Source organism: Erwinia pyrifoliae DSM 12163 (genome assembly GCF_000026985.1).
In the GTDB taxonomy this organism is placed as follows: Bacteria; Pseudomonadota; Gammaproteobacteria; order Enterobacterales; family Enterobacteriaceae; genus Erwinia; species Erwinia pyrifoliae.
On sequence record NC_017390.1, the window covers coordinates 2,319,529 to 2,332,485 of the forward strand.

Below are 12,957 nucleotides of genomic sequence, written 5' to 3' on the forward strand. Positions count from 1 at the left end.
ACCGGATAACCGCCAATCTTTTTCAGCACAACGGCAAGGGCACTGAGCCACTGTTGCGGGTATAGCGCCGCAGTGACTGTCCAGACAGTGCCCTCCCCGTTGTGTGTGGAGTCAATAACGCGGCGTAAGCTGCCATGAAGAGGATGTTGCCATGAGCAATGACCGTATGACCGTAGTGCCTGATTTCCTGGGCGAACTGGATGCCGGCGTATTTGTTAATAAAATCGCCGCTGCACTGAATAATACCGCGCTGGGCGTTCTCAACAATGGAACTAAAGGCAAGGTAGTCCTGACGTTTGATCTGGAACGCATGGGTAACTCCGTTGAAGAGAAACGCGTCAAGATTAAGCATAAATTGCAGTACACCACCCCAACCCCGCGAGGCAAAGCAACGGAAGAGGACACCACCGAAACACCTATGTGGGTCAACCGTGGCGGCAAACTGACCATCTTGCAGGAGGATCAGGGGCAGCTGTTTGGTATCAACGGGTCACATGACGGAAAGCTTAAAGCGGCCCAGTGAACCGCCAGAACAATTCACTGCAAAAAATCAGACCAGTTTATTAATAAGGAACAATCTCTATGTCTCAATTAGACGGCGGCGCAATTCAACAAGTCAAAGACCTGGTGCTATCCGGTTATCATCTCGGCGATATCGCTGGACTGGCATGCCCCACCGCATTACTGCCTAAAGAAGTGAGTGTTGAGAGCCTTGAGCGGTTCTCACTGGAGCGCTTCCGTTTCCGTGGCGCCATGACCACCACCAGCATTGATGATTTTGCCCGTTATTCTATAGGGTACGCCAGCGCCAATGAACCGGCTCGCTGCTTTATCGATGCAGACAACATGACTGCCCGCTCGGTGTTTAATATCGGCTCCCTGGATAATCCGGGGCACGCTGATAACGTTGCCGCAATAACTCTGAAGAAAACAGCCCCATTCCGTGCGCTGCTCCAGATCAATGGCGAAAAGCTGAAGCAAAAGCAGATCGCAGAATGGCTGGAAGACTGGAGTGATTATCTTCTGGCATTTGATGCCGATGGTCACACTATGCAGATTTCTCAGGCAGCCCAGGCCGTTCGTCGCATCACTATCCAGCAGGCAACTCAGCAGGATCATGAAGACGGTGATTTCAGCGGCAAGAAATCCCTGATGCAAAGCGTCGAAGCAAGCAGCAAAGATGTTATGCCAGTTGCGTTTGAGTTCAAATGCTTGCCGTATGAAGGACTTGGTGAACGCGCTTTCAGCCTTCGTAATAGTTTGCTGACAGGTGATGAACCGCATTTTGTTCTGCGCATTGTCCAGCTGGAAGCACAGGAAGAGGATATCGCCAAGGAGTTCCGAGACCTGCTGATCGGGAAGTTCGACGGTGAGCCGGTAGAAACTTTCATCGGTAACTTCAAAGCGTAATTATGCAGCCTTAAATGCCCCGCAAATGGGGCATTTAGTGAAGCGTAATGAAAATAATATTGCCCACACGGCAAGGGTTGCGCACAGGAAATTTACGCGATTGCAGTCGCATTAAATAACGTGGAGAAATATATGTCGTGGATTCAGACAGTCACAGGAAAGCACTTCAATTTCATTAATACCGACCCGGCCAGCATTTGCATTGAAGACATTGCAGCCGCACTTTCAAATATTTGCCGCTTCACCGGACACTTACCTGATTTTTATAGCGTTGCCCAGCACTCGGTTCACGTCAGTTATCTTGTTCCAGCTGAATTTGCACTGGAGGGGCTGCTACACGATGCGCAAGAAGCCTACTGCAGTGATATTAACTCACCGCTGAAATCTCTGTTACCCGACTACCGGGAAGTGGAGGAACGCATTGACACAGTCATCCGGCGTAAATATGGCCTGCCACCAGCAATAACAACACCGGTCAAATATGCCGACCTGATTATGCTGGCAACCGAACGCCGCGATTTTGATTTAGACGACGGGACGCCGTGGCCATGCCTTGAGGGAATTCCCTGCGCCGGTTTTACAATGTCACCGCTCAACCCACGTCAGGCGCGAGTTTTATTCCTGAACCGTTATAACCAACTGATGGGTAAACATCATGCGTGATAAATCAATACTGGACATGTGCTGCGGCAGCCGCATGAGCAATACAGCAAAACTTTCTCCAATTACCGCATTACCCGTCGAACGTGACGAGGACGGCTACTGGACTCATCCGGATCTTTTTGTTCCGGCCAACGGCATGGAGTTTGGTGCACCTGGTGAGTTTGAGTCGTGGAAAAGCGTAAACCGCGTAACAGGCCATCTGCAGTGGATGGAGAGTGACGCAACTGAAGAACAGAAAGCAGCCTATGAGTCAGGTGATGGCGATGTAAGCCAGTGGAAACCGACATCACCAGAAGGCGGCGGCTGGTTTATTGCCTCAATCTACGATACCGAGGATGGCCCGGTTTGCTACTGGCTGCGTCCAGTTGATGATCTCTGTGAGAAGGTGCAGAAACGGCAGGGAGGCGACAATGCGCGAACGTCCGATCATATTTAACGCAGAAATGGTACGTGCAGTTCTGGATGGCAGCAAAACGCAGACGCGCCGGATTATCAAAAACCAGCGCATTGGTGATGAATGGAGCGTCAAACCAGCCCAAAACCCGCGTAGCCCGAGGCATACCCATGATTGGTGGCTACCGCACGGCACGCAGCCGTACTCCGCAATTCCAGCGAACCCGTTCGGTGCGGTAGGCGATCGCCTGTGGGTGCGTGAGACGTGGGCCATCCTCGGAAATGAAGATCGCTGTGCTATCGACTGGAATGAAAATCTGGTTAAAGGCGGTGGGCCAGAAGCCGCGAGAATTTACCGTGCCAGCTGCGAACAGCGCCCCGGTAATTATGGGCTGTGGTCAATTCCTGACGACGCGGTCTGGAAACCTCATACTGACGATATGCAATATGAGGGCGCATGGACGCCATCCATCCACATGCCGCGCTGGGCTTCCCGCATAACGCTTGAGATTACCGGCGTTCGCGTGGAGCGCCTGCATGAGATTAGCGCCCGAGATGTAATAAAGGAAGGACTCGCCCATAACGCGAAAGAGGACTATTCATGGCTGTGGGAATCGATTTACGGCGAGGGCAGCTGGCAGGCTAACCCGTGGGTGTGGGTAGTCGAGTTTAAGCGCGTGGAGGATGCAAAGTGAGCACAAAACAGCTAGATAGGCTATTAAGCCGTATTCACGCGGCGACAGATGAAAGTTTTCCTGCTCTTATTGCTAAAGATTTTTTGGTGCTTTCATCTCATTGCCACGACATGTCTTTGCGAGTGAAAGAGCTGGCCCAGCGTGATGCTGCAACTCCGACGATACCAGTTACCCAGCAACTTCCTGAACCTAACAATACAGTCCTGCTGTATGACGCCAGCGGCGAAGGTTGGGTGATTGGATGGCGTTCTGTCTGGCGCACATCCGGGCAGAAAGAAACCGGTAACTGGGAATGGTCTTTTCAGATTACAGAACTGAATAGTGAAAATACCCATATTACTCACTGGGCACCAATCCCAGATAAGCCTGAAATGGAGACGTTATGAATCATTTAATGCTCGACCTTGAAACGATGGGTACCAAACCGGACACCCCGATCGTCTCCATTGGTGCGGTATTTTTCGATCCGCAAAGCAGCGAGTTGGGCGAAGAGTTCTATGTGGCCGTCAACCTCACCAGCGCAATGGAGCAGGGAGCCATTCCAGACGGAGATACTATTATCTGGTGGCTGAAGCAAAGCCCGGAAGCGCGTGCGGCCATTTGCTCCGATGCCGCTTTGAAAATAACCGATGCACTGTCTGAATTAAGCCATTTCATTAACCGTCATGCGAACAACACCAAATATCTAAATGTGTGGGGCAACGGTGCCAACTTCGACAACGTTATTGTGCGCGGGGCTTTTGAGCGTGCTGGCCAGTCCTGCCCGTGGCAATTTTGGAATGACCATGACGTTCGCACCATCGTTACTTTAGGCCGCGAAATCGGTTTCGATCCAAAACGGGATATGCCTTTTGACGGCGAACGACACAATGCGCTGGCTGATGCTATTAACCAGGCAAAATACGTGTCCGCTATCTGGCAACATTTGATACCTACCAGTCACGAAGAATAAGCCTAACTGCCCGGATGAAGCCGGGCTTTATGGAGAAAAACCATGATTCAAATGCTGACATTAGAAGAATGGGCCGCCGCAAAGTACCGGAGCAATCCTCCGAGCCTAAGTACATTGCGTAGGTACGCCAAGCAAAGCATGTTTTCCCCACCAGCCAGTAAAGAAGGCAAATTCTGGCGAGTAAGAGAGGATGCCGAGATAACGGGTAGTATTGCGCAGCCCGTAATCAAAAAATCAGATTCGCCATTGCTGCAGAGGATATTATACGATGGCTGCAAGACCTCGTAAAAATAACGTCAAAGTGCCAAACCTTTATCCGCTTTATAGCCGGAAAGTGAACAAAATTTACTGGCGCTATAAGCATCCTCTTACGGGTAAATTCCACAGTCTTGGCACGGACGAAACAGAAGCTGTCGCAATAGCAACCGAAGCTAATGCCCGACTGGCAGAGCAGCGAACAAGACAGATTTTAGCAATCGGTGACAAGATTGCTGCCAGCAAGGGGCAAGCTATCACCACTGCAACCTGGCTGGACAAGTACTGGAAAATTCAGAAGGAGCGGCTGGATAGTGGCGATATTCGGGTAAATACCTATAAGCAGAAAGCTAAACCTGTTGCTCTGTTCAAAGAACGCGCGGGTATGAAACTGATCTCCTCTGTCGATGTCCGCGATATTGCTCAAATCCTGGAGCATTATATTGCAGCCGGCCAACCAAGAATGGCACAGGTAGTCCGTTCAGTGCTGATCGACGTATTCAGGGAAGCGCAGCATTTCGGTGAGGTGCCACCAGGTCATAATCCTGCTCTGGCCACAAAACAGCCTAAACAGAAGATTACGCGGCAGCGCCTCAATCTGGAAGAGTGGCAGAAAATATTCGATGTCGCTAATACCAGCCATCAGTATATGGGCAACGCTATGCTGCTGGCCCTCGTCACCGGCCAGCGTCTGGGGGATATCTCTAATATGAAGTTCAGTGATATCTGGGACGATCATCTGCATGTTATTCAGGAAAAGACCGGGAGCAAGATTGCCATCCCCCTTTCACTTCGTCTGAATGCGATTAACTGGAGTTTACGGGATGTTGTAACCCGGTGCAGGGATTACGCAGTCAGTCCCTGGATGGTCCATTTTTTCCGCGCCACATCTCAGGCAGAACGAGGCGCGCAGGTGAAATCGAATACCATCACCATGAATTTTAGCAAGGCGCGGGATAAGGCGGGACTGGATTGGGGAACTGGTACGCCGGCAACGTTCCATGAGCAACGTTCTTTATCTGAACGGTTATACAAAGCTCAGGGTGTTGATACAATGAGGCTGCTAGGCCATAAAAATCAAGGACAAACTGATTGCTATCATGATGACAGAGGCAAAGACTGGCTTAAAATAAACCTTTAGTCTATTCCATACACATTCCTTAGAAGAGAATTTATGAGCATAAATAACCTATCAACTCAAGAGTTTTACGAAAGATTGAAGTTAGTGATTAGACCATCTGCCCCCATCTCATCATTTGAAATGCTGTTTGGACGTGAGAAGCAAATAAACGAAATTGAAGGTGCATTATATGCTGATGGCAGGCATGCTTTCATTTATGGAGACAGGGGGGTTGGTAAGACATCTTTAGCGCAAACTATCGCTGTAAAATTACAGCAGGAAAATGACCCTATTTTTGTTGGATGTGAGCCAAAATCTTCTCTAAGTACCATAGTCCAAGATATTTTATCAAAAGGAATAAAATCAATAGATTTGGCAAAAGAAACAACACTCGGTGCAGGTGTTTCTTATAGCGGCATTGGTTTATCTGCCCAATATAAGAAATCAGAGAAAGCAACACCCCAAGTGACTCAATCAGTTTCTTCAGCAGCAAGCGCTTTAGCATCATTGATAGGAAAACATTCGTCTACCCCATTCATAGTGATTGATGAATTCGATCAGATAGAAGACATAGAAGAAAGAAAAAACTTCGGGCGACTCATTAAGAATCTCGGAGATCAAGATGTTAATATAAAAATTATATTTACAGGAATTGGTGACTCATTACACTCCCTGATTGGAGGGCATCTCTCAAGTGAAAGACAGATTCATCAAACTCATCTAGATGCATTACCATGGAGCGGTCGAGATGAGATTATCGACCGTGCTTTCAATGAATTTGATATCTTCCTGGATAAAGACGTAAAGTTTAAAATATCTGGTCTTAGTGATGGTTATCCTCATTATGTCCACCTACTATGTGAAAAAATATTATGCTGTGTATATTCTAAAGATGAGGAAATTGATCACATCACCCATCCAATTTTTTTGGAAGGACTCACTGACGCAGTTAGTTCTGTCTCAGAAACTTTAAAATACGATTACGTTCAAGCAACCAATTGTAGACCAGAATATTTTCACCATATACTTTGGGCAATGGCAGACTCTGGGGATCTACAAAGAGAAAAGAAAACTATTTTGCTTTCTTATAACCACATATGTAATCAAAAAGAATATCAAAAACTTGATAATAAACAATTTGACCGCCAGTTTACAAAACTTAAACAAGAGGATTTCGGGAGCGTTATCATCCCCGCTCTTGAAGGTAGAAAGGGGTGGTTTCGATTTAAAGAAAATATGCTTCGTGGCTATGTTCGTATGATGGCTGAGATAAACGGTGTCAAACTTGACTTTGAAAGAAGGTTTACAGCAAATGAACCATCAGCCCAAGTTGCTTCTTACCGCTCAACTTCTTATCAACCTTTAACTCCTATAGAGAACAAAATTTTTAGAAAACAGAAGAATGATATTAGGTCTGAGTAAGGGGTTTTGATAACTTATTTTGATAAAATTTTGATAACCGTTAGCAGGCTATCAAAAAAAAGGGAGCGCTATGCTCCCGTTAACAAATTTTTCAAGCTACCGCACTTACATATGCTTAATCATCGCATCGCCAAACTCTGACGATTTCAGTAACTTAGCACCGTCCATCTGGCGCTCAAAGTCATAGGTCACGGTTTTAGCGGCGATTGCCCCTTCCATACCTTTAACAATCAGGTCGGCTGCTTCGGTCCAGCCCATATGACGCAGCATCATCTCTGCTGACAGGATAACTGAACCCGGGTTCACCTTGTCCTGTCCTGCATACTTAGGCGCAGTACCGTGGGTCGCTTCGAACAGCGCGCATTCGTCTCCGATGTTAGCTCCCGGGGCAATACCAATGCCGCCAACCTGCGCTGCCAGCGCATCCGAGATGTAGTCACCGTTCAGATTCATACAGGCAATCACATCATACTCGGCCGGACGTAGCAGGATCTGCTGAAGAAAAGCATCTGCGATCACGTCTTTAATCACAATCTCTTTGCCGGTGTTGGGGTTGTTGATGGTCAGCCATGGGCCACCATCAATTGGCTCGCCGCCGAACTCATCTTTCGCCAACTGGTAACCCCAGTCTTTGAAAGCGCCTTCGGTGAACTTCATGATATTGCCTTTATGGACCAGAGTGACGGAATCGCGGTCGTTGGCAATGGCGTATTCGATGGCTGCACGCACCAGACGTTGGGTACCGGCTTGCGAACAAGGCTTAACGCCAATACCGCACTGCTCTGGAAAACGGATCTTCTTCACGCCCATTTCTTCGCGCAGGAATTTGATCACTTTATCCGCTTCTGGCGTACCCGCTTTCCACTCGATACCGGCATAGATATCTTCGGAGTTCTCACGGAAAATCACCATATCGGTATCTTCAGGGCGTTTCACCGGGCTTGGCGTGCCAGTGTAGTAGCGAACAGGACGCAGACAAATGTAGAGATCCAGCTGCTGGCGCAGGGCAACATTCAGGGACCGAATGCCGCCGCCGACCGGGGTGGTCAGAGGGCCTTTAATGGCAACGCGATATTCTTTAATCAGGTCGAGGGTTTCTTCTGGCAGCCAGACATCCTGGCCATAAAGCTCTACCGACTTCTCACCGGTGTAAATTTCCATCCAGGAAATTTTACGTTCACCGCTGTAAGCTTTCTGCACCGCGGCGTCAACGACTTTGATCATCACCGGAGACACATCAACGCCAATGCCATCACCTTCGATAAACGGGATGATAGGATTATCAGGTACGTTGAGTTTTCCCTGGTCCAGGGTGATTTTCTGACCTTCCACCGGAACAACTACTTTGCTTTCCATTAACCTCTCCTTCGAGCGCTTTTTTTTGTTAATGACTTGTAAGATGCGCGTCAATACTACTTGAATATTACCCTAACGCCAATCATCTCAGGTTTGCGGTATAATGCGCTTATTGTTCCTGAGTGCAAAGACTATGCGAAAAACTTCCTTTACTCATCATCACACTAAGCGCAACCGTCCCCGCTCTGCCGCAAAGCCAGCAGGCAAAAGCCCCCGCTGCGTGGTGCTGTTTAACAAACCGTTCGATGTGTTACCACAATTTAGCGATGGATCCGGTCGTCGCACCCTAAAAGATTACGTTCCGCAGTTGGGTATTTACGCCGCAGGCAGGCTTGACCGCGATAGTGAAGGGCTGATGGTGTTAACCAATGACGGCGAGCTACAAGCGCAGCTTACCCAGCCGGGTAAGCGTACCGGGAAAGTCTATTATGTGCAGGTTGAAGGCTGCCCGCAGGAAGGCGATCTGCAGCCGCTGCGCGATGGGGTAAATCTGAAAGATGGCCCTACCCTGCCAGCAGTGGTAGAAAAGGTGGCTGCCCCCGACTGGTTGTGGGATCGTCAGCCACCCATCCGCGAACGCAAAGCCATTCCAACCTGCTGGCTGAAAATAACCCTTTATGAAGGACGTAACCGCCAGGTCAGGCGTATGACCGCTCATATCGGTTTTCCAACTTTGCGCCTGATCCGTTTTTCTATGGGTAGTTTAGGGCTACGGGCGCTGGCACCTGGAGAGTGGCGTGATATCAGTGATGAAATCTGACGATTAACCGGCGCTATGCCACGCATATTCACCTTATGGAGAGCATTATGTTTAAACCGCATGTCACCGTTGCGACCGTAGTACAGGCTGAAGGACGGTTTCTGGTTGTAGAAGAACGGGTACGCGGGCGAATAACGTGGAATCAGCCAGCTGGCCATCTGGAGGCAGATGAAACCCTGCTGCAGGCGGCAGTGCGTGAGTTATCGGAAGAGACCGGTCTTGATGCGGTGCCACAGGCATTTTTACGTCTGCACCAGTGGATAGCTCCCGATAATACGCCCTTTCTGCGTTTTCTGTTCGCCCTCGACCTGCCAGAGGTGGTTGAAACATGGCCACAGGATCGGGATATTGATCGCTGCTGGTGGCTACCAGCACAAGATATTATATCGTCAAAAAAACTGCGCTCACCGCTGGTAGCAGAAAGCCTGCATATTTATCAGAATGGAGTGCGCTACCCGCTGGACATTCTCAGCGCCTTCCAGTGGCCATTTAGCGAGAGTGCGGACGCCGCCGCCGCATGGTAGAATACGCCCGCAATTTTATCAGAGTCGCCTTTAACGACTCCTGGTACCCCGAATGTTTTAGCTAATGGCTAAAAAGAGGACGGGTAGAAACTTTAAAGTCAGGTACAAGATGTCTAACAGCCAGAAAAAAGTGATCGTCGGCATGTCCGGCGGCGTGGACTCCTCCGTTTCGGCCTGGTTGCTGCAGCAACAGGGCTTTCAGGTTGAAGGCCTGTTTATGAAGAACTGGGAGGAGGACGATGATGAAGCGTACTGCACCGCAGCAGAAGACCTTGCCGATGCGCAAGCCGTCTGCGACAAACTCGGCATATATCTGCATACGGTCAACTTTGCCGCCGAGTATTGGGATAACGTCTTCGAGCACTTCCTGGCCGAGTACAAAGCCGGGCGTACACCCAATCCCGACATTCTTTGCAATAAAGAGATCAAGTTTAAAGCCTTTCTGGAGTTCGCTGCGGAAGATTTAGGGGCAGACTACATCGCCACAGGTCACTACGTGCGCCGACAGGATATGGGCGGCAAAAGCCGTCTGCTGCGCGGTCTGGACGGCAATAAAGACCAAAGTTACTTTCTCTATACTCTCGGTCACGAACACATCGCGCAAAGCCTGTTTCCGGTCGGAGAACTTGCTAAACCTGAAGTGCGCCGCATTGCGGAGCAGCTGAAGCTGGTGACTGCGAAGAAAAAAGATTCAACCGGTATCTGTTTTATCGGCGAGCGCAAATTCACCGAGTTCCTTGCACGCTATTTACCGGCACAGCCAGGAGCCATTATCTCCGTTGATGGGGTTAATGTTGGGCAACATCAGGGCCTGATGTATCACACCCTTGGTCAGCGCAAAGGTCTGGGTATCGGTGGCCGAAAAGAGGCCAACGAAGATCCCTGGTATGTGGTTGATAAGGATGTGACCAATAACCTGCTGGTGGTGGCACAAGGCCACGATCATCCCCGCCTGATGTCACAAGGTCTGACTGCCCAGCAGCTGCACTGGGTCGACAGGAGTGTGTTATCCGCCTCGTTACGCTGTACGGTTAAAACCCGCTATCGCCAGGAGGATATCCCCTGCACGGTGATCCCCCTTGATGCTGAACGCATTGAGGTGCGTTTTGATTATCCGGTGGCGGCCGTTACGCCGGGGCAGTCTGCGGTCTTTTATCTCGATGAAGTCTGCCTTGGTGGCGGCGTCATTGAACAACGTCTGCCGTTAATCAACGCCTGACATAACCAGCCAGGAGTCAGTCACCGTGGCGAAAAACTATTATGATATTACTCTGGCGCTGGCTGGAATCTGCCAATCAGCCCATCTGGTACAGCAGCTGGCGCACCACGGGCAGTGCCCACCAGACGCGCTGAAGACGTCACTAAGCAGCCTGCTTGATCTGAATCCGCCTTCTGCGCTGGCCGTTTTCGGCAATCAGGAAGCAAACCTGCAGTTTGGGCTGGAAAGCCTGGTCGCGGTACTCAATAGCAGCAGCCGCCAGGGGCTGGGCGCTGAGCTGACTCGTTATACCCTGAGCATGATGGTATTGGAGCGCAAACTTAACGCCAGTAAAACGGCGCTGAGCGATCTCTCAAGCCGTATTGAACAGCTCGATCGCCAGCTGGCGCATTATGATCTGGAATCAGATACCCTGCTTGGTGCAATCGCCGGGATTTATGTCGATGTGATAAGTCCACTCGGCCCGCGTATTCAGGTGACCGGCTCCCCGGCAATCCTGCAAAATACCCAAATGCAGAATAAAGTTCGTGCAACACTGCTGGCGGGCATCCGTGCGGCGGTGTTATGGCAGCAGGTCGGCGGTGGCCGTCTGCAACTCATGCTTTCCCGTAACCGTTTAGTTAATGAGGCGAAAGCGATCCTCGCACGCCTGAGCGGGAACCCAACCTGATTTTTTTAATCGATCCAGGAGCAGCTTCAATGGAATTATCCTCTCTGACCGCCGTTTCACCCGTAGATGGCCGTTATGGCGACAAGATCAGCCCCCTGCGTACTATTTTTAGCGAATATGGCCTGCTGAAATACCGCGTCGAGGTTGAAATCCGCTGGCTACAAAAACTGGCCGCTTGCCCAGAGATCGAGGAAGTTCCGGCATTTGATGCCGACGCAAACGCTTTCCTCGATACTGTTATTGCTACTTTTAGCGAAGAAGATGCAGCCCGCATTAAAACCATCGAGCGTACAACCAATCACGATGTGAAAGCAGTGGAATACTTTCTGAAAGAGAAGGTCGCATCCGTCCCTGCCCTGCATGCCGTATCTGAGTTTATTCACTTCGCCTGTACTTCAGAAGATATCAATAACCTGTCGCATGCGCTGATGCTTGAAACCGCACGCCGCGAAGTCATTGTGCCTTACTGGAAGAAGATCATTGCCGCAGTGAAAGACCTGGCGGTGCAGTATCGTGACATCCCGCTGCTGTCTCGCACGCACGGCCAGCCGGCGACTCCGTCGACCCTGGGTAAAGAAATGGCTAACGTCGCTTATCGTTTCGAACGTCAGTTATGCCAGCTGGAGCGCATCGAGATCCTGGGTAAAATCAACGGCGCGGTAGGAAATTATAATGCGCATATCGCCGCTTACCCGGAAGTAGACTGGCACCAGCTAAGTGAGGAGTTCGTCACCTCGTTGGGCGTGACCTGGAATCCGTACACCACGCAGATTGAACCACATGACTATATTGCCGAACTGTTTGACTGCATGGCGCGTTTTAACACTATCCTGATCGACTTCGATCGTGATATTTGGGGCTATATCGCGCTGAATCATTTCAGACAGAAGACGATTGCCGGTGAAATTGGTTCTTCCACCATGCCACACAAGGTCAATCCGATTGACTTCGAAAACTCCGAAGGCAATCTCGGCCTGGCAAACGCCGTGATGCAGCATCTGGCAAGAAAATTGCCCGTTTCACGCTGGCAGCGTGACCTGACCGACTCAACCGTGCTGCGCAACCTTGGCGTGGGTGTGGGTTACGCGTTGATTGCCTACCAGGCAACGCTAAAAGGCGTGTCCAAACTGGAGGTGAATCGCGACCGACTTCTGGATGAGCTGGATAACAACTGGGAAGTTCTGGCCGAACCAATTCAGACGGTAATGCGTCGTTATGGTATTGAGAAACCCTATGAGAAGCTGAAAGAGCTGACTCGTGGCAAACGCGTTGATGCGCAAGGCATGAAGACCTTTATCGACAGTCTGGCGCTGCCAGATGAAGAAAAAGCGCGTTTGAAGCAAATGACGCCGGCAAACTATCTCGGCCGTGCCGTTCAGATGGTTGACGATTTGCGATAAGCCGTTCAGGTGGGCTGGCGCAAGTCGGCCCATGTTAAGCTGCGGTTTATTTGCTGTCCGCTATACTTTTCTTAATCTGTGCTGCTGATATCTGGTGGCTCTTTTTTTCTTAAGGATT

General features: G+C 50.0%; 16 protein-coding genes. 15 read left to right on the top strand and 1 reads right to left on the bottom strand.

Translation table 11 applies throughout. The features are described from left to right. Positions 1-151 precede the first annotated feature (151 nt). The 10 genes from EPYR_RS10440 to EPYR_RS10485 all read left to right on the top strand — a co-directional run bounded on the left by EPYR_RS10440 (position 152) and on the right by EPYR_RS10485 (position 6,910). Positions 152-523: a hypothetical protein gene (locus EPYR_RS10440; protein ID WP_012668372.1), complete on the top strand. Its 372-nt coding sequence runs from the start codon at positions 152-154 to the stop codon at positions 521-523. Between the two features lie 59 nt (positions 524-582). Further along, positions 583-1,410, top strand: a complete 828-nt coding sequence (locus tag EPYR_RS10445; RefSeq protein WP_012668373.1) for a YfdQ family protein — start codon at positions 583-585, stop codon at positions 1,408-1,410. A 132-nt stretch (positions 1,411-1,542) separates the two neighbouring features. After that, positions 1,543-2,073, top strand: a complete 531-nt coding sequence (locus EPYR_RS10450; RefSeq protein WP_012668374.1) for a hypothetical protein — start codon at positions 1,543-1,545, stop codon at positions 2,071-2,073. Next, positions 2,066-2,509, top strand: coding sequence for a hypothetical protein (locus EPYR_RS10455; RefSeq protein ID WP_012668375.1), 444 nt, complete (start codon positions 2,066-2,068; stop codon positions 2,507-2,509). Before EPYR_RS10450 ends, EPYR_RS10455 begins: the two co-directional genes overlap by 8 nt. Continuing rightward, positions 2,484-3,161, top strand: coding sequence for an ASCH domain-containing protein (locus EPYR_RS10460; protein WP_014539038.1), 678 nt, complete (start codon positions 2,484-2,486; stop codon positions 3,159-3,161). The genes EPYR_RS10455 and EPYR_RS10460 overlap by 26 nt, the downstream gene beginning before the upstream one ends. A 110-nt stretch (positions 3,162-3,271) precedes the next feature. Next, on the top strand, positions 3,272-3,547 hold the full coding sequence (locus tag EPYR_RS10465) for a DUF551 domain-containing protein (RefSeq protein WP_081441640.1): 276 nt from the start codon (positions 3,272-3,274) through the stop codon (positions 3,545-3,547). Further along, positions 3,544-4,113: a 3'-5' exonuclease gene (locus EPYR_RS10470; protein ID WP_012668378.1), complete on the top strand. Its 570-nt coding sequence runs from the start codon at positions 3,544-3,546 to the stop codon at positions 4,111-4,113. Before EPYR_RS10465 ends, EPYR_RS10470 begins: the two co-directional genes overlap by 4 nt. A 42-nt stretch (positions 4,114-4,155) precedes the next feature. Next, entirely contained in the window at positions 4,156-4,401 is a 246-nt protein-coding gene (locus EPYR_RS10475; protein ID WP_041474008.1) for an excisionase, read from the top strand. Next, the gene (locus tag EPYR_RS10480) at positions 4,382-5,509 is read left to right on the top strand and encodes a site-specific integrase (RefSeq protein WP_012668379.1); all 1,128 of its coding nucleotides are present in this window, start codon (positions 4,382-4,384) and stop codon (positions 5,507-5,509) included. The genes EPYR_RS10475 and EPYR_RS10480 overlap by 20 nt, the downstream gene beginning before the upstream one ends. Positions 5,510-5,542: 33 nt before the next feature. Then, complete coding sequence (locus EPYR_RS10485; RefSeq protein ID WP_012668380.1) at positions 5,543-6,910, top strand: AAA family ATPase; 1,368 nt, start codon at positions 5,543-5,545, stop codon at positions 6,908-6,910. 105 nt (positions 6,911-7,015) lie between these two features. Here EPYR_RS10485 and icd read toward each other — a convergent pair whose 3' ends face one another. Beyond that, positions 7,016-8,266, bottom strand: a complete 1,251-nt coding sequence (gene icd, locus EPYR_RS10490) for an NADP-dependent isocitrate dehydrogenase (protein ID WP_012668381.1) — start codon at positions 8,264-8,266, stop codon at positions 7,016-7,018. A 103-nt stretch (positions 8,267-8,369) separates the two neighbouring features. Between icd and rluE the strand changes: the two genes are divergently transcribed. The 5 genes from rluE (at position 8,370) to purB (ending at position 12,839) form a co-directional block, all read left to right on the top strand. Next, complete coding sequence (gene rluE / locus EPYR_RS10495) at positions 8,370-9,026, top strand: 23S rRNA pseudouridine(2457) synthase RluE (RefSeq protein ID WP_012668382.1); 657 nt, start codon at positions 8,370-8,372, stop codon at positions 9,024-9,026. Positions 9,027-9,073: 47 nt separating this feature from the next. Then, complete coding sequence (locus EPYR_RS10500) at positions 9,074-9,550, top strand: NUDIX domain-containing protein (protein ID WP_012668383.1); 477 nt, start codon at positions 9,074-9,076, stop codon at positions 9,548-9,550. A 109-nt stretch (positions 9,551-9,659) separates the two neighbouring features. Next, positions 9,660-10,769, top strand: a complete 1,110-nt coding sequence (gene mnmA, locus EPYR_RS10505; protein WP_012668384.1) for a tRNA 2-thiouridine(34) synthase MnmA — start codon at positions 9,660-9,662, stop codon at positions 10,767-10,769. A 25-nt stretch (positions 10,770-10,794) separates the two neighbouring features. After that, on the top strand, positions 10,795-11,439 hold the full coding sequence (hflD, locus tag EPYR_RS10510; RefSeq protein ID WP_012668385.1) for a high frequency lysogenization protein HflD: 645 nt from the start codon (positions 10,795-10,797) through the stop codon (positions 11,437-11,439). 29 nt (positions 11,440-11,468) lie between these two features. Continuing rightward, a complete protein-coding gene (gene purB, locus EPYR_RS10515; RefSeq protein ID WP_012668386.1) occupies positions 11,469-12,839 on the top strand; it encodes an adenylosuccinate lyase in 1,371 nt (456 codons plus the stop codon). Positions 12,840-12,957: the final 118 nt, after the last annotated feature.

Coding starts and splice junctions, on each gene's coding strand:
- EPYR_RS10440 (WP_012668372.1), top strand. CDS start 152: ATGAGCAATGACCGTATGACCGTAGTGCCTGATTTCCTGGGCGAACTG.
- EPYR_RS10470 (WP_012668378.1), top strand. CDS start 3,544: ATGAATCATTTAATGCTCGACCTTGAAACGATGGGTACCAAACCGGAC.
- EPYR_RS10460 (WP_014539038.1), top strand. CDS start 2,484: ATGCGCGAACGTCCGATCATATTTAACGCAGAAATGGTACGTGCAGTT.
- EPYR_RS10450 (WP_012668374.1), top strand. CDS start 1,543: ATGTCGTGGATTCAGACAGTCACAGGAAAGCACTTCAATTTCATTAAT.
- EPYR_RS10480 (WP_012668379.1), top strand. CDS start 4,382: ATGGCTGCAAGACCTCGTAAAAATAACGTCAAAGTGCCAAACCTTTAT.
- icd (WP_012668381.1), bottom strand. CDS start 8,266: ATGGAAAGCAAAGTAGTTGTTCCGGTGGAAGGTCAGAAAATCACCCTG.
- EPYR_RS10500 (WP_012668383.1), top strand. CDS start 9,074: ATGTTTAAACCGCATGTCACCGTTGCGACCGTAGTACAGGCTGAAGGA.
- EPYR_RS10445 (WP_012668373.1), top strand. CDS start 583: ATGTCTCAATTAGACGGCGGCGCAATTCAACAAGTCAAAGACCTGGTG.
- EPYR_RS10475 (WP_041474008.1), top strand. CDS start 4,156: ATGATTCAAATGCTGACATTAGAAGAATGGGCCGCCGCAAAGTACCGG.
- rluE (WP_012668382.1), top strand. CDS start 8,370: ATGCGCTTATTGTTCCTGAGTGCAAAGACTATGCGAAAAACTTCCTTT.
- EPYR_RS10465 (WP_081441640.1), top strand. CDS start 3,272: ATGTCTTTGCGAGTGAAAGAGCTGGCCCAGCGTGATGCTGCAACTCCG.
- EPYR_RS10455 (WP_012668375.1), top strand. CDS start 2,066: ATGCGTGATAAATCAATACTGGACATGTGCTGCGGCAGCCGCATGAGC.
- EPYR_RS10485 (WP_012668380.1), top strand. CDS start 5,543: ATGAGCATAAATAACCTATCAACTCAAGAGTTTTACGAAAGATTGAAG.
- mnmA (WP_012668384.1), top strand. CDS start 9,660: ATGTCTAACAGCCAGAAAAAAGTGATCGTCGGCATGTCCGGCGGCGTG.
- purB (WP_012668386.1), top strand. CDS start 11,469: ATGGAATTATCCTCTCTGACCGCCGTTTCACCCGTAGATGGCCGTTAT.